This is a genomic window from Rahnella variigena (genome assembly GCF_003610915.1).
Lineage (GTDB): Bacteria > Pseudomonadota > Gammaproteobacteria > Enterobacterales > Enterobacteriaceae > Rahnella > Rahnella variigena.
The window spans coordinates 179,080-200,148 of the sequence record NZ_NSDJ01000002.1 but is presented as its reverse complement, the minus strand read 5'-3'; the positions used below and the strand labels follow the sequence as shown (position 1 = coordinate 200,148).

The window sequence follows — 21,069 nt, the reverse complement described above, 5'->3', positions numbered from 1 at the left end:
CAATTATTTTATTAAAGCGGAGTGAGTGTTTTTTCTTACACCATAAACTTCAACATCAATAGTCCTTGAAGACTCCAGGCAAGCTTGAGCGCCTCTTTTATTATCAAAAGGTAATGAGCAGGATTTAATGTCTACTCCTTTCGCATGATATTGCGGCAATAAAAGCGGAGAGTTTATTAGCCATGTGGTGACCGTATTCGCACGCATTTGTGAAAGAGGATGTGTAGTGGCGGTTTCATCATTAATGTCACTGGAGTTTTTAATAACAACTTCATCTATTTCACCAAACTCATGCTCGATAGTTTTCACTAGTGAAGACAACGCATTTTCACCAGCATGGCTCAACGTCGTTGAGTTTTTATGATGTGTGAATACGTCTTCTGCATTAATTGAATAGGTCACTGCAGGACAGGTACGCTCATTCAATACACGGGACAATGTTCTGTCTTGCGGCTGTAGATTTACCAGCGCTGCTTCAGCTTCTTTTTCAGGAACCAGACGGGCATCAATTTTACCCTGGTCATTTAAAGAAACCTGATAGTAGTAACGTTCACCTGATTTCAACGTTGGGGAAACCAGCCCTACCTTTTCAGAGTTACCAAAACGGTGGCGGTCAAGCTGACCAATCGAGAATTCGAGTGCCTTTTCACCCGGACAAAGCAGTAACTCCACTGCACGATTATGTGACAAGAAACTCGTATGATACTGATGATTAACGAAAATATTTACGACGCTCTTTGATGATTTTGCCGAGTCATCGTCAAGGCGATAAATAATAATGTGCGCGTGCGTATCCAGCTCTTGCCAGTGCCCTTGATCTTCTGACACATGTTGAGCCTGAAATGGCATCGCGAATGCATAATTACCAGATATATAACTTAATAATGTTAAAAATAACCCAAGAGAAATCCCCGTAAAAACTTTGAAGGGAATAATGAAACTCTTGTTCTTGGTGGATGATTCAATTTTCATAACTACCTCTTACAATCTACTAAAAAACAAAAATAAACAATAAGTTACACGCATGACTATGCAAGCTTACAAGATGGCCATCGTTAATAATGAGATGAATTTATATTGAGTTACCGTACTATTTTCGAATACGCCGCTCCTCTGGAGTGATTTCATTCATCATTTAATGACCCTGTATAGAGCTCGAAAAGGGAAACATGTCTGATGAAGGAATAAAATAGAAAATCACCTTTTATATAAAACTTCCTCATAATGTTATATTTATGCGTATAAACTGTTTTTACTGACACACCAAGATATTTAGCAGTCTGGTGGACGGTATCGCCCTTTTTAAAATGATGTAACACTCTCAGCTGAATTAATGAAATCCGTGGTAACTTGCACCTTATACAATCACCTGACCTGTAGTAAGAAATGTTTAATTCATTTGCTAAAAACCAGGCTTTCGCGATTTTATACTTAACGTTTCTGACAGTTTCCGTCTGCGATATGCAGGTCAATGATTGATAGCAGACTGGCAATTTTTCGGACGAAATATTACTGTCATCGTCAGTGAATAAAATCAGGACACTGCTTTTTTTTCTAAAGCGGTAGGCAGGATGACACATATAAAGACGCCAGTGGGCAGCATTAATTATAATGAAGTCTGCCTGAGATATACTTTCGCTATTGATCTTATCGACAAACGAAATTTTATTTTTCGTTGGCAAAGCATCTTCAATTATTTTTGAAATGCCATTCTTAAAATAAAAATCAGCATCAGAACATATAACTTTAATATCCATATTGCGTTCTATTCCTCATCCAAAGGCAGGAAAACCACATGCCCGCTAGATAAATTTTCCGTTAATCAACTCGAGTTCCCCTTTCTCTTTAAGGTCTTTCAAAACTCTGCTTATGGAGCTTTTTGAAAGATGGGAACTATGTTCAATCAAATAGAGAACAGAAAAACGTCTCTTAAGATGAGTGGGCAATTTATTCCAACGCTCAATCAGAGAAGTCACTTCATCGTAAGAATTACTTTTAGATAACTGAATGTAATCCATTAAGTCTGAATATTGGCATGCCAAAATAGACATGGCATCATTAAATAAATCCTTTTCAAAAATTAATCGCCAAAAAACATCATATTCGATGTAATTGATTTTTCCATAATCTATCCTTTCCAGATATACTGGCGACTCATCAAAAGCAGGTGTCACCCCCACCACTGACGGTGAAGATAAAATATTAAGCACCTTATTTCTTCCTTTCAGCTTCAGCAAAAAGTCTCCATCCATGATAAACATAACCCGACGTACGTTATCTTTGGTTAAATGATATCGCCGTTTACCGCGTGAAATCTCATCAGGATTTGCTACATGCGTATATCCAGCTAATGCGTCGATAATTCGGTCATAATTTGCGTTCACTCTATGCATATCTGTCAACTCAATTAAACTGACTTACAAGGCAAGGTTCCATGGTCCTTGTTAGTATCAAAAGTAACTCAAACCAGCCTGTTGTGTTCTTTATAGTGATCGAGAACAACTAATAAAAGTCATCCACGAAACCCATGAAATTTATGGTTCGATAAAGAGACACTTAACCGGGAGAACTATATTAATTCCACGCTAATAAAATTCAATCCCACAAACTGAGCCAAAAATAGATATAAATGCTAGTTATTTGAACATAAGCCGTATAACAAACCATTTAATGATCATGATTCAGATCCGTTATCTTGCAAACAGTGGCTTCCTGATTGTTTTATAACTTATTTCTGAAAAATTGTATTTTCCATTACCATATGAACCATAGATGTTATACATCACATCGTTTATGGAAATAAAAACAACAATCTATTAAAAAATCACCTGAGGTAATAAAGTGAATAATCATTTTGGGTTCAATGTTAATACACGCATCTGACACACTCCCTCTTGTTCGTTCATTGCCACAGTAGTTAACCACATCATGCCCAAAACAGGTATTTAAATAAGAAAATGCCATTTATTTAGTTTTTTATGCTTATAATTAACTTTTAAATAGTTTTACACTCCAAAATGTGCAGCAAACTTCAGTTTATTGAACGGTTTTTATGACCAGATAGTTGAACAGCGAAATTAACGAAATTGATGAATGACTGATATTTTGAAATTTCTGTAAATTTAGCGTCTGAATTTGGAGTGATAATTACAAATCCTTAATTAAATCAGGAGCAGAATTATTACAATTTATTGATATTATTCATTTTAATTAGATTAGCTTTGAGTCAGAAACACTCGGCACAAAAAAAATCATAGGCGTTATAAAAATGTAAAAAACGCCAAAGAACTTCTAAAAAAATATAAATTATGGATTTTTTACTATTTAACTCGAATCAATTAATCAATTTAATAGCGCCACTTGCTTCAGACGGTGATGTAAGTAAATGGAAAAATTATTAGATTAAATGGATGGAGAGATTAAGTGAGAGAGTTAACATCATTTGAAACGCAAAATGTTTCAGGCGCGGGTTTTTTTGACTTTATTGGTGCTGTAGTTGTAGGCGCTGTAACGGGTATTACCGCTTTTGGCTTGAAATGGGCAATGAGTGGCGGAAGTGCTGGTGGCATCGTTGGTGCAGGGATTATTTCAGGCGGTGTGGGATTAGTTGTCGGCGCCGTAGTGGGTCTTGTTGATGGTGCACTTTATGGTGCGATTAACGGCTGGAGCACCACATCTGCCTGGTTCAATGAAATCGTTGAAAACCAATTTGATCCAAATGCATCTGTAGTCACTGCATAAAGGAAATTCAATGCGTGAGTTAAATACAAAAGAAATTGAAGATGTCAGCGGGGGCTCGTTCACATCATTAATTCTAGATTTTTTTAAACAGTTAGGCACTTCATCTGAAGAAAAAGTCGAATGGCAACGGCCCGATTCGATTCCTGAAGCAACGCCGGTAAATGGTAATGCTTTTGGAATGGGTATTGTCGGCATTGCTGCTACCGTCGTCTTTGGTCTGCTGCTTTTCTAATTCCCTGGAGAGAATGATTCTCTCAGAGAAGTAAAACGAATGATCAACGTCATTCAACATAATGTAATTTAAATTTTATTTATACAAAGGATAGTATATGAAAAAGGTCTCCATGATTGCTTTAGGTTTACTGCTGGCTGCTTCTCAGGTGAATGCTGCTGAAGCATCGGATGGCACTATCAGCTTCACTGGTAATATTGACAGCCAGACTTGTACAGTTAGCGTCAACGGCGGCAGCAGCTCAGCAACCGTAGCATTGCCAACTGTAGCAGCAAGCTTGCTCAAAACTGCTGGCGAAACTGCGGGTGCCACCCGTTTCACTGTTGATCTGAGTGAATGTTCAACAACAACTGGCGACGTTTATGCCTATTTTGAACAAGGCGCCAATGTGAATGCTAATGGCCGTCTGACGAATACCGGGACCGCTACTAACGTTGATCTGGAACTGCTGGATAATGCAGGTACTACTTTAAATGCAGGTAGCACTGACCAGTCAACCTCTCCTACCACTGCAACCCTGGCTGACGGCGCGGCAACTCTGACTTACGCTGCACGTTACTATGCTACTGCTGCAGCTACTGCCGGTACCGTAGCGTCATCAGTAACTTATTCTATCAATTATCTTTAATTGATGATGGTGGGAGCTTGTCTCCCACCTCTTTCCCTCTTGAATGATTCCAGTAACATCATGAAAAAAAAAATCCTTAATTCTTTAGCTGCACTTCTGCTAGCATCTGTTTACTTTTCCTCTGCTTCCGCCAATGTCACCATTATTGGAACGCGTGTCATATATCCGTCCTCCGAAAAGGAAGTGACAGTACGGCTGGATAATCGTGGTAATCAACCCGCCCTGGTACAGGCATGGATTGATGACGGCGACATTAATCAGGCCGTGGATAAAATCAATGTTCCTTTTGTTCTCCTCCCTCCCGTTTTTCGCATGGAGGCCAACAAGGGCCAGACATTACGTATTGTATTTACAGGAAACAATCTTCCCGCAGATAAAGAATCCATCTATTGGCTTAATGTATTAGATATCCCACCAAAAGATAAAAGTCTGGCTGATAAAAACCAGCTACAGATGGCTATTCGTAGTCGTATTAAACTGTTTTATCGGCCTACAGGATTGAATTCCCGGGATGCTGACAAATCGGCTGCGGCATTAATTTGGCGTAAAAACAATAAAACTAACCGGCTCACCGCTGTTAACAATTCCCCCTATCACATTAATGTCGCTCAAATTACGGCAGAGACTGCTGATGGCCGCAAAGTCTTAAGCGAAAATGGTGGCATGCTTTTGCCCCACGGAACAAAAGATTTCACCTTTAAAACAAGCAACATCGACAATATAAAGCCCACTCTTCACTATCAATATTTGGATGATTTTGGCGCAGCACGTGATGTTGAAAGCCAACTCGGTCAGTAACAAGATTAGTTATATAAGGAAACAATAATGGCAGGGATAGTCTATATGAAAAAGTCAGTGGGTCGGGATATTCTGTATTCTTTTTTGGCAGTTTTTCTTACAACTTCGGCTGCCCCTACTTTTGCAGAAACCAGCTATGATTTTGATGAGTCTTTTGTAAAAAACCTGTCGGGCGTCAAGGTAGATGTGACTCGTTATGCTCAGGGAAATCCCATCGACCCTGGTGTATATACGCTTGATATTTACCTCAATGGCCGCCTGGTAAGCCGTGAAAATGTGCGTGTAATACGTGATGGCAATAGTAATAAGGCCTGCCTTTCCTATAATTTAATCAAAAGCCTGGCAATCAAGGATAGCGTTTTTGATGCAAAACAGATCACGAATTTACGTTCAGAAAGCCAGTGTATAGCGCTCGAGGAAGTTGTTGAGGATAGCCATGCAGCAATAAATAGTGCCGATATGCAGATGGACATCTCGATTCCGCAAATTTATCTGTTCAGAACGGCGCGTGGCTATGTATCGCCTGAGTATTGGGACCACGGTGAAAATGCGTTTTCATTAAATTATAACACCAACTATTATCGCTCTGTTTATAGCGCCAAAGAGTACAACTCCTTTTATGGTCGCGCGCTGGCCGGTTTTAATGTGGGTGGCTGGATGTTCCGCCACGATGGCGCACTCAGCTGGCGACGTCAGCAAGGCACTGAATATCATCATTACGATGACATTAATACTTATGTGCAACGAGATATTCCGCAGATTAAGTCACGCTTACTGCTGGGTGAAGGCAATACGAGTGGTGAAATTTTCGATACCCTGTCTTTCAGAGGGGCACAAATTTCGACCGTTGATCAGATGTTGCCAGACTCTCAACGCGGCTATGCCCCTGAAATTCGTGGTATTGCCCGTACTAACGCACAAGTATCCGTCACACAAAATGGCAATAAAATATATGAGACCACTGTATCTCCTGGCGCATTTAACATCTCCGATCTCTACCCTACTGGCTACGGCGGTGATTTAGACGTTACGATTAAAGAAGCTGACGGAAGTGAATCACACTTTTCCGTTCCTTATGCTTCCATGGCTCGTTTAAAACGTCCGGGGATGACTTATTACACCCTGACAGGTGGCCAGTCTCGCCGCGATAATATGGTTTACACCCCGTCAATTTATCAGGGCACAATTCAGCATGGCTTCACTAATAGTCTGACAGGCTATTCAGGCATTCTTGGCTCTGATAGTTATACCTCCTTATTACTGGGTGGGGCTTTCGGGTTGCCATTTGGTGCGATTTCCGTGGATGTCACCGGGGCGCAGACCGAATATGCAGATAGCAAAAAACAAGGTGTCAGCTATCGGGCAACATATAGCAAGAAGGTTTCTTCTACTGATACTAATTTTACACTTGCTGCATACCGGTTCTCTTCATCCGGTTATTATAGTTTTAATGATGCACTGCAGATTAACAACTATTACAAGAAGTATGGTAGCGAAACAACCAAAGCGTATCTTTCCCGGCCAAAACAACGCTTTTCATTGACAGCAAGCCAAAATTTAGGAGATTCATTTGGGAATGTATATCTTACTGGTTTTGTTCAAAACTACTGGAATTCAACCGGTACAAACACCCAATTTCAGGTAGGTTACAATAATACTATCGGGCGTGTGGCCTATACTTTTTCTGCAAACCGATTATTATATTCAACCGGCGGCCACGATACACAATTCTCTATCGACTTCTCTGTTCCTTTAGGCAGCGATAGTAAAAATTATCTCACCGGAAGCGCAGCACATTCAAAAGAAGGCGTTACTGCACAGACTGCTGTTAATGGTGTTTTAGGAGACTACGACCAATATAATTATAATGTCAGCGCTGCACGTGATGCTGAGAACAATAAGTCCGGCTCGGTCAGTGGGCAATATCGCTCTCCATATAGCACCCTTACAGCTTCTTATACCCAGGGAAGCAACTATTATTCCGCTTCAGGTGGTGCCAGTGGAACAGTGGTCGCGTTACCTGATAGCCTGACATTTAGTGCTTATCAGGCAACAACCTATGCAATTATTACTGCCCCGGATGCAAGTGGCGCACATGTAATAGGTTATCCAAACATTGTTTTAGATGGTAATGGACGGGCTATTGTTCCAAATCTGATGCCTTACCGTATCAATGAACTGGCAATAGATCCAAAAGGTATTCCGCTCGATGTTGAACTGGAAGCGACACAACAGCGTGTTATTCCTATTGAAGGTGCGGTAGTAAAAGTTGATTACAAAACAAGTAAAGGGCAACCACTTTTAATACGTGCAAATCAGTTGGACGGGAATCCCCTCCCCTTTGGTGCAGCAGTTAATGATGAGAATGGAAACCTCGTAGCCACTGTCTCCCAGGGAGGACAAATATATACCAGGCTGAATAAAGACATCAGTCAGCTACATATTTCATGGGGTAAAAAGCCAACAGACAACTGTCTGGTTAACCTTGAATCTGGCAACGTTCGTAGCAGTAATAACAATACTCTGGCGAGAATAGAAACAACCTGTAGCGATGATAAGTCTCGCGAGTCTCGTTATGTTTCCAATGAATCAAGCAATAATGATATCAAGGGCTAATCAGGTGAATTTTATGTCATATTTTAATTTATACAAAAAAATGAGTCATTTGATTCCTGCCATGGCAGTGGCATTAACTTTGGGTATGCTGACGGCTAATGCGCAGGCAGATGATAATGTCACTTTGCTGTGTAAGAAAACGAATACTGACGCGGCCTTAGACTTCAGTTCTCTAGGATTGTCTATATCGTCAGCCGTACCCGTGGGTACTGTCGTCTACAGCGGCAGTTTTACGGTTCAGTTTCAGTGCGCATTGGACAACTTGCAGCAGTTCGTAGATGGTTTGACCAGCGAAGTTTATTTCAAGCGCAAGGCTATCGCTGAAGGCACGCTGGGCTACGGTCTGACTATTTATACGGGTTATGGCGGTGATATGGCGGCCGAACCCGTATCAGTCGCTACCGGACAAACGATCAGCACCTATGCTCTTACCAGCGGGGGAACGGTCGGGGCTTATACAGACGTCTCTCTGACTGTGCCATTTGAAATTGTCAGGACGTCAGCGTCCATGACAAGTTCAAACTCGCTCCGTAGTTATGTGAACGTCTTTGATGTGGGCTCTTTTGTTACCGGAACAGACCTGAAGTTTTACTTCACTAATATCAAATCAGGTATCACGGTTAAGGACGAAACGTGTTCTGTCGCTGGCGATACTAACAAATATGTACCGCTTGGGAGTTATTCTGTCAGCAAAAGCAGTGGATTAGGGTCAGGCATCGGGCAGACCAGCAATATGATTCCCTTTAACGTACAACTCAACTGCGAATCATTATTGTCCGGTTCTTTTGACGTCATGATGCAATTTGATGGTGACGCCGTTAGCGGTTTATCGGACATAGGTGTAATGGCACTTAATTCTTCTTCGACCGCAAGCGGTGTAGGGGTACAGATTTTGAATGAAAATCAACAACCGGTTGCCTTAGCAACACCTTTTAATGTGGCATCGTACCCTCTTTCTGCTGCGTTAATAACAGTACCTTTATATGCACGTTATTATCAGATTAAAGATACTGTGGGTCCGGGAAGTGCCAATGCTGTTGCAACGTATACGATAAGTTATCAGTAATACCTGGCAAGGCTCCACCGGAGCCTTGCCTTATCTGGATAGTATTGAATAAAGGACTTTCAAACGATATGCCACAGAAAAAAAACATATTCCGAATTGGTGTATCTGATGAGAGTCCCTTCATTGTGTATTCCATCCAGACTATACTGGCAGCTGAACTTATCCGGCACGAAATTTTCTCTTATCCGGTTGACGGGGAGGACTTGTTAACACAGTTAAATGAAAATCCACCTGAAATTTTAATTACTGACTTGAATTTCGGCCCTGAACAATCGAATTTAAACGGCATTAGAAAAATTGAGGAGGTTAGAAAGCGGCATCCTGACATGAAAATTATTATTTTTACAGCTCAGACCAATCAAGCTCTTTTGAATAAGGTCATTCAGACTCCGATAAACGGCATCGTAAGCAAACGTGATAACCGGCATCAGTTAGTTGAAGCTTTTCACTGGATTACTTATCCACGTAAAAGAATTTATTATTCAGAACAGATGAAAAATTTGGTATCAGACCGGCTGTTTGTTGAAAGTAATAATGTTTTAACCCCATCAGAGTTGGAAATAATCCGGCTTTTTGCAATGGGGCACAGCTTAATGAATATAGCAAGGTTACGTAAACGTAGTGTGAGTACTGTAGCAACACAGAAATACAATGCGATGCGTAAGCTTCAACTACATTCGAACACAGATTTAATAAAGTATGTTTTGACTCAGGAATTAATTTAGGCCTGATATTACTTATTGCATGAAACAGCGAAAATAATGAAACACTATCAAAAGAATTGTATTTTTATTGCATTTATTTGTGCCTCATCCGGCGCAAACGCAACTAATTTACAGCAAGCTGCGCAGGCAGCTTTAACTTATGATTCGGCGTTGCAGTCAAGCAAGCAGACCAGCGAAGCCGATAAACAGAAATACTGGCAAGGAATGTCAGGAATGCTGCCCACTCTGACGTTGGAAGGAGGCTGGGACCGTCAGGAACAACCAGACAAAAAATACCAGAGTGGCGTGACAACCCACAACTATGATGTCCGTGTCCGGCAACCCTTGTTTGATATGAGTAAATATGCCGGTTGGCGTAAAGGCGTCGCGATTGCTAATACCGCAGAAGCGCAGGCGCGCCAGGCTGAAGAAAAACTGCTCGGTTCGATCGCCAATGCCTATTTCACGGTTCTCTACCAGCAGGAAGTATTACAGGCAGCACAAGCTGCAACGCACAATTTTAAACAGCAAATGGAAAAACTTCAGGCCGGATTGCGCAATGATCAAAACACACGCACTGAAGTTGATGAGGCAAATGCTAACTATGCTATCGCGCAGGCAAAGCAGATTGAAGCCAGTAACCAGTTGCTTCTGGCCGGGGAGGCCGTACGCCGTTTATCCGGGATTAACCCAGACACATTGGAGGCGGTGAATTTTCAATGCCTTAAATCGACGCCCTATTCTTCCTTGTCAGAAGCGATCAGTGTCAGCCAGTTGCGCAATACAGATATCAGAATCGCGCAATTTCAGCATGACCAAACTGATGCTGATGTGCTCGCCGCAGACGGCGCGCATATGCCAGTGGTTTCGCTCTATGCAAGCTATGGCAAGAACTGGAGCCGCAATGATAATGATGACAATATTCTTTATGATGCTATTTTCGGCACCAATTCCAAAAGCAATAACCTGCAATACGGTGTAAACGTTTCTGTTCCGCTTTTCGCAGGCGGCAGCCAGCTATCGCAATCTTTTGAGGCCACTTATCGACGCGAAGCCGCTAAATACTCCACGTTAGAAGCGCAGCGAAAGGCCGTTCAGGATACCCGTTCTGCCTGGCTCAGTCTCACTAATGGCACCGCTCTTATCGACGCTGAAAAGAATGCGGTCGCCTCTGCACGCGAAAAAGTCTTATCCGTTCAATATGGACGTGAAATGGGATTTCGCACAGTTAATGATGAACTCGATGCTCAGCAAAAGTATTACAGCATACTTAAAGATCAGGCAGAGGCTCGTTTGAATTACTTAAACGCCATGATCAATCTTGCACAGAGTACCGGTTCATTATCGCTCGATATGCTGAATTTTTTTCAGTGCCGCTAAATCAACCCAATAAAATGAATAGTTAAATGGAACAGTCACTTTTTCGCCAGGAAGCGCTCGATGCAGCCAACCGCGGTAATCTTGGAACCGTCGCACTTTATTGCCCACCCTATCGCTGGTTGGTTATTTCTATTGTTGTCGTTATCACGGCAGCCACTGCCCTGTTCTTTATTTTTGGCAGTTATACCAAATACGAATCTTCAACGGGTGAGTTATTACCCAGGAACGGCATGTTAGTTATTCCCCCCCCGGTTAGCGCGACTGTAATTGATATTCCAGTCAAAGAAGGCCAGCACGTAGAAAAAGGCGATGTTGTTATGGTGTTGTCATCTGAGGTCTCGACACAGCTGGGTCAGACTCGCCAGATGATTGCTGAAAACCTGGCGGCACAACGTGAACGGCTACAGCAAGATCTTAATACACTGAGCAAACTGCATGCCGTTGAGATGCAAGGTGTTAATGAGACAATCGCCAGCCTTGAGCTACAGCAAGAACAGCTAAAAATTCAATTAGCACAACGCAAAAAACAAGTGAGTTTAGCACGACTACAGCTGGATAAACTCAATGCCATGCATACACAGGGTTACGCCTCCAGCCGTCAACTTGAAGAGCAGGAGTCAAACTTACTCGACAGCCAGGCACGGCAACAGGAATATCAGCGGCAAATTTTAGATATCGCGCAAAAAATCTTGCAGGCTCAGCAGCAGCGCCATGAGAAGCCTCTTGATGACGATAAGAAACGTAACGATATCGAACGGCAACTCGCGGACAATCGCCAGGCATTGGTTGAGAACGAAGCACGCCGTTCATTTGAATTGCGTGCTCCAAAAAGTGGCTATATCGGCATGATCATGATTAAGAATGGCCAAATGCTGAACGCTGGCCAGTCAGCGATCTCGATATTACCCAGTGACACTGAACTTGTCGCTCGCATGATGGTGAATACTAAGTCCATCGGTTTCATCCAGGCCGGGCAGCGCGTCGTACTGCGTTATAAAGCCTTTCCCTATCAGAAGTTTGGTCAGCAATACGGAAAAGTCATTGAGGTCTCTCGTACAGCACTTTCTCCGCAGGAAGTCGCCACGCTCACCGGAAAAAACAATGTTGAAGAACAACAGTACCGTGTACTGGTGGCATTAGATAAACAATCTATTAAAGCCTATATGCAAAACGAGCCACTAAAACCGGGAATGGCGCTGGACGCCGATTTTATCGTCGACAAACGTCGTCTTTACGAGTGGGTACTTGAGCCGATTTTCGCGCTGGGTCACAAAATTTCGCTCTGATTAGAAGGTCTGTTCTGTGTTGTTATTAGAGAAACTCAATTTTAAATGGTTTAACCGTCTGCCTTTAATCCGTCAGTCGCAAGCGGCCGAATGCGGATTAGCCTGTCTGGGTATGATTGCCAACTATCACGGGCATGAGATCGATATGATCACCCTGCGCCGGCAATTTTCTACATCGCTTAAAGGGGCGACGCTTTCCGATGTCATCGGCATTGCGCAGCAACTGAATATGAGCTCGCGTGCACTGCGCGTTGACCTTGAAGAGCTGTCGAAACTCCGTACCCCTTGTATTTTACATTGGGAATTGAACCATTTTGTCGTACTTAAGAAAGTGCGTGGTAACAAGATCACTCTTCACGATCCCGCGCGTGGCATTCGTGAGGTCACGTTTAAAGAAGCATCGAATACTTTTACCGGTGTCGCATTGGAACTTGTGCCCTCCTCCACCTTTGAAGTGAAAGAAGAGAAAGCGCGGATTTCAATGAGAAAACTTGTTGGAAGCGTGACAGGGGTAAAGTCCGCTTTCGTTCAGGTTCTTATTTTGTCGGTAGCGTTGGAGCTGTTCGGTGTTTTATCCCCATTCTTTATGCAATGGGTCATGGATATGGTGCTAGTTTCTGCCGATTATTCATTACTAACGCTACTTGGCGTCGGTTTCATGATGATTGCCCTGTTTCAGACCATTATCTCAGCACTACGCTCATGGGTAATGAGTTGGTTCTCCAGTCAATTGAGTGTGCAATGGACCATTAATGTCTGCCACCATATGCTGAAGCTTCCTCTTGACTGGTTTGAATCGCGTCATGTGGGCGATATTCTTTCGCGCTACGCCTCATTAAACACGATACAAAGCACTCTCACCACCCGATTTATCAGCACGGTTCTCGATGGTGTGATGTCAATCGTGACAGTAGTAATGTTGTTTATTTACAACGCTAAACTTGCCTGGTTAGTCATTGGCTTGTTTGTTGTTTATGCCCTGCTGCGATTCATGGCTTATGACCCGGTTCGCCGCGCCAATGAAGAGCAAATTATCAGTTCGGCACGCACGCAGTCATCATTACTGGAAACACTTCGCGGCATTCAGGCTGTCAAAACGAATAATAAGCAGGTACCCCGACTGGCAGCCTATATGAATTTGATGGTGGACAGCACCAACAAAGGCATTGTCATGCAGAAGCTCAACATTCTGTTCGGCTCCGCACAAGGCTTACTCACTTCTGTAGGGCGAGTAGCCCTGGTTTGGTTAGCCGCGCTTCAGGTGCTCGATGGGAATTTCTCTGCAGGTATGCTCACGGCATTCATTAGTTTTTCCGATCAGTTTATGAGCCGTGGTGCAGGTTTAATCAATGCGATAATAGATTTTCGTATGCTGCGAATGCACGGAGAACGACTTGCAGATATCGTCCTGTCTGAAACAGAGGCCAGCTCTGAAGCCAGCCCGGGTCTCGTGCATACCACCGACGAGCACCAGCCAGCACAGGATATCGTATTATCAGACATTAAGTTCCGCTATGGTTCGACTGATGCCTGGGTTATTGACGGTGCCAACCTGACCATTCGTGCGGGCGAAAGTATAGCGATTGTCGGTCCATCTGGTCAGGGTAAGACAACGTTAGCGAAAGTCATCCTTGGTTTATTACATCCTGAGAGCGGTACTATTACTGTAGGAGGTATCGATATAAAACAAACCGGGCTTTCTCATCATCGCGATCGGATAGGCTGCGTGATGCAAGATGACATACTTTTTTCAGGATCTATCAGCGAAAATATTAGCTTCTTTGATAACGAACCCGATCACGCCAAAATTACCCGCGTCGCACGCCTGGCACAAATTCATGGCGATATAATGAAAATGCCTATGAATTATCAGAGTCTGGTTGGCGATATGGGTTCGTTTCTTTCGGGGGGGCAGCTACAACGCATTTTATTGGCCCGCGCACTGTACCGGGATCCACAAATTCTTGTATTGGATGAGGCGACCAGTCACCTGGATATTTCAAACGAAGCGAAAATCAACGATTCGATTAAACGTATGAACATCACCCGCATTATCATTGCGCATCGACCAGAAACGATTCGTAGTGCAGATAAAATCGTTATGATGCATAACGGTACTCTCAGCGAAGTCACAGCAGAACAATTATTCGTTCGTGCAGACAACAGTAAGGAAATGGAGATAACACATGGATAAGAATATTTGCCGCTTTAGTGAAGGTGTAGTTACACTGCCTTCAGGATATTGTGAGCGTACTTTGAATACGCTGAACGATACGAGGTCTATTCTGCCAACGATTACTATTTCTCGTGATAGTCTCGGCAATCACAATAGCGTTGAGGAATATATTGACAGCCAGCTCAGTATTTTAAAATCCAAAATGAAAGAGTGGTTGCAAGAACCCTATGAACTTGTGGTGCTTGGCGACAACCTGACCTCAGGAATATTAATTAATTACAGTTTCTTACGCCCAGACAAAGTTCGTTCTTACCAGAAACAGGCTATTTTCACGCTGAACATGGAAGACTTGCTAATTTTTTCAGTTTCTAAATCATCTGTCCTGACAAACGCAGATAATCAATGTTTCACAGATACACTGAAAAGCTTCAAAACAAATTTGTAAATGAATCAGAGTAAAGACTGATTTTGTATCATATTTCATGCCGTAAAATTGGAAACACTATTTGCCGCTGCCGCTGTTCAGCGGCTTTTTTTTAGAAAAATAGAATAAAAACCTAATAATTAATGATTTATATCGGCAGAAATTTTTTCAACCTTTCTGCCTCAACAAAACCAGAAGACCCGTGATCGTTAAATTTTAATATCGCTGACATGTAAATAAATATGAAAGCGGACCACCAATCAAATAAGATTTATTATCAACCTTATCGACACTAAGCTGAAGATAAGAGTGATCAAGCGTGAGTTCAGCTAGCAACATATTGAACATACTGTCTGGCGTTGTATCAGTGGGTGACGTGATAGTATTACTAATATTGTAGCGGTAAGTATCACTGTCAATCTTATTTCCGCCGGACAGAACGATTCTTCTGTTAACTATCATAGAATCGTCTCCTAAGGTTGTCTGTCCATTGAGTAACAGATAGCCTGTTTTATCATTCTGGAACCGCAAATCTTGTGTAACAGCAAATTCAATTCTTTTTCCTTCTTTACGACTTAAATCATAACGGGAAAAAGTTGAACAACGAAATGGAAAAACTTCGCTTTTTTGAGCAGAATAGTTAATACCAATGAAAAGTAGTAACAAAAGTGAGATCAGCACAAAAGCAAACGTTAAAAAAATATTCCGCTTCAATTCATTCTCCAGTCTAAATAATAAAAATTATCACATGAAATAACGTGGCCACCGCTGTCAATCTTACAAGATGACAGGATCGTCCTGCCATAATTATGAGTGGTAAATGACGTATTATTGTCAAAATAAAATCGATGACTCGTATCGCAAGACTGATTATTTTCTTTTATTATTTCCCGAATTTGTTGATCTAATGACTTACGTTCAAGAACATCCAGTCCATGTAATAACACTGCCTCACAACCCCCTTCCAGCTTTATCGTGGTTGTTGGTAGCATCTGTTCCGCAGAACGAATTGTCCAGTAATACCAACCCGCTCCCCCGGCGAGCAGTGCAGTAATCGTTGCGGCAATCAATAATCCTGGAGTTGACCACGATGGCTTAGGTGAAATTTGTTCTTGTTCGCGAAGCAATGGCGGAACCGTCTCAGTACTTATTTCATGAGTCGTAATACTTTCTTGCCCTTCCCCCACATTATCATCGCTCGCGATCAATACCGGAGACGATTCACGCTCGATCTTTAATTCCGTATTAATACGGATCCCTATTTTAGGAATGGTGATGATGAGATTATCGCACCCGTATCCTGCGAGTACTCTCCTCAGAATACTCAGATACTGATTCAGGTTGCTGTTCGACCCACGCAAACCATACTTATCCCATACTTCTGTCAGCAACATATCCCGGGCCAGTATCTCCCCTTCAGAATTCAACAGTCGCTCGAGCAAGCGCCCTGCCGAGATACTGAGGCTCACGGACTCTTCAGTGGGTATATGACCCAGAGTGCAGTCATCTGGGTTGTAAGTAATGCTGCCATCTATTATATAAATCATTAAAAAATCACTGAATTATCACTATGTCATAACAGTATAGGATAAGTTAAATAAAGAAGCACTAATGATACGTTATACTGCTTTCTTTAAATGGCACTGTCTTCGTATACCTCCCGCGCTGACCTTAACTTAAGTGAAATTTATCTCCAGATTATTACGAATTATCACAGACTAAGTTTGAATAAGAACATATCTGGTGACACGCTTACCTGTTTAATTCTTTTACAATCGTAATTTCACCAATTAAGGATTTTCTCAATAGCCATATTATTAATATGGTTATGCTCATATTAAGGATGAGGTTTATTTGAAAAAGATATCCTATGGGCTCAAGAGAAACATCAATGCTGTATCCCCCTTACCACTGCCTGCCGTTCCCGGGTAATGAAACGAAAATAAAGAACAGTCCGGGCATCACCCGGACTGTTTCAGGCCTGACGGGAGAATATCAGCTGATATCTTCCCCGTTCGTTCCGATCACTTTCTGATACCAGTGGAACGATTTCTTGCGGTAACGGTTACCGGTGCCGGAGATCTTATCGTCGAGGTCGACATAAATCAGACCGTAACGTTTGCTCATCTCACCGGTGGACATACTCACCAGATCGATACAACCCCAAGGGGTGTAGCCCATCAGTTCCACGCCGTCTTCAATCGCTTCCGCCATGGCTTCAATATGCTGACGCAGATAGTTGATACGGTAATCATCGGCAATATAGTGGTTCTCATCCGGCTTATCGACGGCGCCCAGTCCGTTCTCAACAATGAACAACGGTTTTTCATAGCGATCGTACAGCTGATTAAGGGCAATCCGCAGGCCGACCGGGTCGATTTCCCAGCCCCAGTCACTGGCTTCGAGGAACGGATTACGCGCGCCGCCGAGCAGGTTACCTTGTGCTGTGACCGCGTCAGGATTGGTTTTGTTGATGGTCGAAGACATGTAGTAGCTGAAACCAATGTAATCCACCGTATGTTCTTTAATCAGCTCTAAATCACCCGGCTGAATATCCAGTTCGACGCCCTGCGATTGCCACAGGCTTTTGGCGTAATACGGATATTTACCGCCCGCCTGCACGTCGGCGCAGTAGAAATTAAACGCCTGAGTCTCTTTCAGGGTTTCCAGCTGATTGACCGGATTACAGTCATAAGCGTAATTGGTGGCAAACAGGATCATGCAACCGATCTGGATTTGCGCGTTGGTTTCGTGGGCAATTTTGACAGCCAGACTGCTGGCGACAAACTGGTTATGCCACGCCTGGAACTTCGCCTGCGCCTCAAGCGCGCCGGTTTGCACCGTCAGCCCCTGACTCATGATCGGGAAATGCGCCGCGCTGTTGATCTCGTTAAAGGTCATCCAGTACTTCACTTTATGTCCGTAGCGGGTCAGCACCGTGCGGGCAAAACGCTCGAAGTGACCAATCAGTTCGCGGTTTTTCCAGCCGCCAAACGCGGTCGCCAGATGCAGCGGCATCTCATAGTGTGAAATGGTGATCACTGGTTCAATGCCGTGCGCGATACAGGCATCAATCACCTGATCGTAATGCTTCAGCCCGGCTTCCTCAGGCTCCTGCTCAACGCCGTTCGGGTAGATGCGTGTCCAGGCGATAGAAAAACGGTAACATTTGAATCCCATTTCCGCGAACAGCGCGATATCTTCCTGAAAACGATGATAGTGATCGATGCCTTTATGATTCGGATACGTATGGTTTGCGGGATCAAGGGTAAAATCAAATTCCGGTGAGGAAACGATCTTCAGACGGTCTTTGCCGCCCGGAATGGCATCGACGATGGACAGCCCTTTGCCATCCTGATCGTATGCCCCTTCCACCTGATTGGCCGCCGTTGCCCCGCCCCACATAAAACCTTGCGGAAACTTACCTTTCATAAAAACTCCCTGAATGTGTTGATTGATCCCTCGGATCATTTAGCAAATGAATAATTTACCTGTCAAAACACGACGGTGCCACAAAAGTTACGCTGCTGTCCTGACCTTCTGACAGGATTGCTACGTGACCTAACTCACAGATTTCACGTCCTTAATCGCCCCCTTAACCGCTCATCCCGCCTGACAACCGCTTATCTCTCTCTGTGACCGCTGACCAACTTTCCCGCCTGTGCAACTGCGATTTTGGCACCCTATACGGGCAATAAAAGTGCGCAAGAAAAATACGCAATAAACAGGCCCAGCCTCTCTGAAAGCAGTGCTTAATAAAGAAAACAGAGACGGGCATTTCGTGAGTTTTTTTAAATAACCGGGTTATTTATGAACAAAAAAGCCTTCTTCAAACACTTACCGTGGATGCTTGTTGCCCTCCTCGGTGCCTGCTGTCTGGGCGTCGTCGCCCTGCGGCGGGGTGAACACATCAGCGCATTATGGATAGTCGTCGCCTCGGTGTCGGTCTATCTGGTGGCCTATCGCTATTACAGTCTGTATATCGCGCAAAAGGTCATGAAGCTGGATCCTTCCCGTTCCACGCCTGCGGTGATCAACAACGACGGCCTGAACTATGTGCCGACCAACCGCAACGTGCTGTTCGGTCACCACTTTGCCGCCATCGCCGGTGCCGGTCCGTTAGTCGGTCCGGTGCTCGCCGCGCAAATGGGTTATCTGCCGGGCGTGCTGTGGTTGCTGGCCGGTGTGGTTCTGGCCGGTGCGGTGCAGGACTTCATGGTGCTCTTCATCTCTTCACGCCGTAACGGCGCGTCTCTGGGTGAGATGATCAAAGAAGAAATGGGGCCGGTGCCGGGCACTATTGCGCTGTTCGGTTGCTTCCTGATCATGATTATTATTCTGGCGGTGCTGGCGTTAATCGTGGTGAAAGCGCTGGCGGAAAGTCCGTGGGGCGTGTTTACGGTGTGTTCTACGGTGCCGATTGCGCTGTTTATGGGCATCTACATGCGCTTTATCCGGCCGGGACGCGTGGGTGAAATCTCGGTCATTGGCGTTGTCCTGCTGGTCGCGTCAATCTATTTCGGGGGCGTTATCGCCAGCGACCCGTTCTGGGGTCCGGCGCTGACGTTCAAAGACACCACCATCACCTTCACGCTGATTGGTTATGCGTTCGTCTCCGCCCTGCTGCCGGTGTGGCTTATTCTTGCGCCGCGTGACTATCTGGCAACCTTCCTGAAAATCGGCGTTATCGTCGGGCTGGCGATCGGTATCGTGATCCTCAATCCGGAACTGAAAATGCCTGCGCTGACCCAGTACATCGACGGTACAGGTCCGTTGTGGAAAGGCGCGTTGTTCCCGTTCCTGTTTATCACCATTGCCTGCGGTGCAGTGTCCGGTTTCCATGCGCTGATTGCTTCCGGCACCACGCCTAAGTTGCTGGCCTGTGAAACCGATGCACGGTTTATCGGTTACGGTGCGATGCTGATGGAATCCTTCGTGGCGGTGATGGCGCTGGTCGCGGCCTCCATCATTGAACCGGGTCTGTATTTCGCGATGAATACCCCGCCAGCCGGGCTTGGCATCACCATGCCAAACCTGCACGAACTGGGCGGCGATAATGCACCGATGATTCTGGCGCAGCTGAAAGATGTTACAGCGCACGCGGCAGCAACCGTCAGTTCATGGGGATTTGTGATCTCGCCTGAGCAGATTATGCAAACGGCGAAAGACATCGGTGAACCGTCAGTGCTGAACCGTGCGGGTGGCGCACCTACGCTTGCCGTAGGTATTGCGCATGTGTTCCACAAGATCATGCCACTGGCGGATATGGGCTTCTGGTATCACTTCGGCATTCTGTTTGAAGCGCTGTTTATCCTGACCGCACTGGATGCGGGTACGCGCTCCGGCCGCTTTATGTTGCAGGATCTGCTGGGTAACTTTGTGCCGTTCCTGAAAAAAACTGACTCCCTGGTCGCCGGGATTATTGGTACCGCAGGCTGCGTCGGGCTGTGGGGTTACCTGCTGTATCAGGGCGTGGTCGATCCGCTGGGCGGCGTGAAAAGTCTGTGGCCGCTGTTTGGGATTTCGAACCAGATGCTGGCTGCCGTTGCGCTGATCCTCGCCACCGTAGTACTGGTGAAAATGAAACGCACCAAGTACATCTGGGTCACCATGGTGCCTGCCATCTGGTTACTGATTTGTACTACCTGGGCGCTGGGTCTGAAACTGTTCAGCACCAATGCGCAGATGGAAGGCTTCTTCTACATGGCCGGTCAGTACAAAGAACGCATTTCTGCTGGCGGCGAGAACCTGACACCGGAACAAATCAGCAATATGCATCACATTGTGATCAACAACTACACCAACGCCGGGCTGAGTATTCTGTTCCTGATTGTGGTGTACAGCATCATTTTCTACGGTATTCGCGCCTGCCTACAGGCACGTAAAACCGACAAGCGTACCGATAAGGAAACGCCTTATGTGCCGGTTCCTGCGGAAGGGATTAAAATCTCCTCCGGGCACTAACCGTTTACCAGAAAGCCCCGCACACGCGGGGCTTTTCCAAATAATTCAGAGGAT

Annotated in this window: 18 protein-coding genes; 12 read left to right on the top strand and 6 right to left on the bottom strand. The window is 44.5% G+C overall.

What is annotated here, in order from left to right; all coding sequences use genetic code 11:
* Positions 1–3 precede the first annotated feature (3 nt).
* The 3 genes from CKQ54_RS22815 to CKQ54_RS22805 form a co-directional block, all read right to left on the bottom strand.
* Complete coding sequence (locus CKQ54_RS22815) at positions 4–972, bottom strand: hypothetical protein (protein ID WP_120162268.1); 969 nt, start codon at positions 970–972, stop codon at positions 4–6.
* Positions 973–1,124: 152 nt separating this feature from the next.
* The gene (locus CKQ54_RS22810; RefSeq protein WP_120162267.1) at positions 1,125–1,757 is read right to left on the bottom strand and encodes a helix-turn-helix transcriptional regulator; all 633 of its coding nucleotides are present in this window, start codon (positions 1,755–1,757) and stop codon (positions 1,125–1,127) included.
* Between the two features lie 45 nt (positions 1,758–1,802).
* Positions 1,803–2,393, bottom strand: a complete 591-nt coding sequence (locus CKQ54_RS22805; RefSeq protein ID WP_120162351.1) for a helix-turn-helix domain-containing protein — start codon at positions 2,391–2,393, stop codon at positions 1,803–1,805.
* Between the two features lie 1,030 nt (positions 2,394–3,423).
* Between CKQ54_RS22805 and CKQ54_RS22800 the strand changes: the two genes are divergently transcribed.
* The 11 genes from CKQ54_RS22800 (at position 3,424) to CKQ54_RS22750 (ending at position 15,072) form a co-directional block, all read left to right on the top strand.
* A complete protein-coding gene (locus CKQ54_RS22800) occupies positions 3,424–3,741 on the top strand; it encodes a hypothetical protein (RefSeq protein WP_120162266.1) in 318 nt (105 codons plus the stop codon).
* A 10-nt stretch (positions 3,742–3,751) separates the two neighbouring features.
* Positions 3,752–3,973 carry a hypothetical protein gene (locus CKQ54_RS22795; protein WP_120162265.1) on the top strand — a complete coding sequence of 74 codons (222 nt, stop codon included), beginning with the start codon at positions 3,752–3,754 and terminating at the stop codon, positions 3,971–3,973.
* Positions 3,974–4,070: 97 nt separating this feature from the next.
* Entirely contained in the window at positions 4,071–4,601 is a 531-nt protein-coding gene (locus CKQ54_RS22790; RefSeq protein WP_120162264.1) for a fimbrial protein, read from the top strand.
* A gap of 60 nt (positions 4,602–4,661) precedes the next feature.
* The gene (locus CKQ54_RS22785) at positions 4,662–5,399 is read left to right on the top strand and encodes a fimbrial biogenesis chaperone (RefSeq protein ID WP_120162263.1); all 738 of its coding nucleotides are present in this window, start codon (positions 4,662–4,664) and stop codon (positions 5,397–5,399) included.
* 27 nt (positions 5,400–5,426) lie between these two features.
* Entirely contained in the window at positions 5,427–8,015 is a 2,589-nt protein-coding gene (locus CKQ54_RS22780; RefSeq protein ID WP_120162262.1) for a fimbria/pilus outer membrane usher protein, read from the top strand.
* Positions 8,016–8,028: 13 nt separating this feature from the next.
* The gene (locus tag CKQ54_RS22775) at positions 8,029–9,081 is read left to right on the top strand and encodes a fimbrial protein (RefSeq protein WP_120162261.1); all 1,053 of its coding nucleotides are present in this window, start codon (positions 8,029–8,031) and stop codon (positions 9,079–9,081) included.
* Between the two features lie 68 nt (positions 9,082–9,149).
* Positions 9,150–9,806, top strand: coding sequence for a response regulator transcription factor (locus CKQ54_RS22770; RefSeq protein WP_120162260.1), 657 nt, complete (start codon positions 9,150–9,152; stop codon positions 9,804–9,806).
* 36 nt (positions 9,807–9,842) lie between these two features.
* Positions 9,843–11,165 (top strand): TolC family protein, encoded by a 1,323-nt coding sequence (locus CKQ54_RS22765; protein WP_120162259.1) that lies wholly within the window; start codon positions 9,843–9,845, stop codon positions 11,163–11,165.
* Between the two features lie 26 nt (positions 11,166–11,191).
* Positions 11,192–12,451 (top strand): HlyD family secretion protein, encoded by a 1,260-nt coding sequence (locus CKQ54_RS22760; protein WP_120162258.1) that lies wholly within the window; start codon positions 11,192–11,194, stop codon positions 12,449–12,451.
* A gap of 16 nt (positions 12,452–12,467) precedes the next feature.
* On the top strand, positions 12,468–14,645 hold the full coding sequence (locus tag CKQ54_RS22755; RefSeq protein ID WP_120162257.1) for a peptidase domain-containing ABC transporter: 2,178 nt from the start codon (positions 12,468–12,470) through the stop codon (positions 14,643–14,645).
* The gene (locus CKQ54_RS22750) at positions 14,638–15,072 is read left to right on the top strand and encodes a DcrB-related protein (protein ID WP_120162256.1); all 435 of its coding nucleotides are present in this window, start codon (positions 14,638–14,640) and stop codon (positions 15,070–15,072) included. The genes CKQ54_RS22755 and CKQ54_RS22750 overlap by 8 nt, the downstream gene beginning before the upstream one ends.
* Positions 15,073–15,267: 195 nt before the next feature.
* On the opposite strand, the gene CKQ54_RS22745 is transcribed toward CKQ54_RS22750, so the two are convergent.
* The 3 genes from CKQ54_RS22745 to CKQ54_RS22735 all read right to left on the bottom strand — a co-directional run bounded on the left by CKQ54_RS22745 (position 15,268) and on the right by CKQ54_RS22735 (position 18,483).
* Positions 15,268–15,765: a FidL-like protein gene (locus tag CKQ54_RS22745; protein ID WP_120162255.1), complete on the bottom strand. Its 498-nt coding sequence runs from the start codon at positions 15,763–15,765 to the stop codon at positions 15,268–15,270.
* Positions 15,762–16,520: a winged helix-turn-helix domain-containing protein gene (locus tag CKQ54_RS22740; RefSeq protein ID WP_244220283.1), complete on the bottom strand. Its 759-nt coding sequence runs from the start codon at positions 16,518–16,520 to the stop codon at positions 15,762–15,764. The genes CKQ54_RS22745 and CKQ54_RS22740 overlap by 4 nt, the downstream gene beginning before the upstream one ends.
* Before the next feature lie 526 nt (positions 16,521–17,046).
* Entirely contained in the window at positions 17,047–18,483 is a 1,437-nt protein-coding gene (locus CKQ54_RS22735; RefSeq protein ID WP_120162253.1) for a glycoside hydrolase family 1 protein, read from the bottom strand.
* A gap of 378 nt (positions 18,484–18,861) precedes the next feature.
* Between CKQ54_RS22735 and CKQ54_RS22730 the strand changes: the two genes are divergently transcribed.
* Complete coding sequence (locus tag CKQ54_RS22730) at positions 18,862–21,015, top strand: carbon starvation CstA family protein (protein WP_120162252.1); 2,154 nt, start codon at positions 18,862–18,864, stop codon at positions 21,013–21,015.
* The last annotated feature ends 54 nt before the right edge of the window (positions 21,016–21,069 follow it).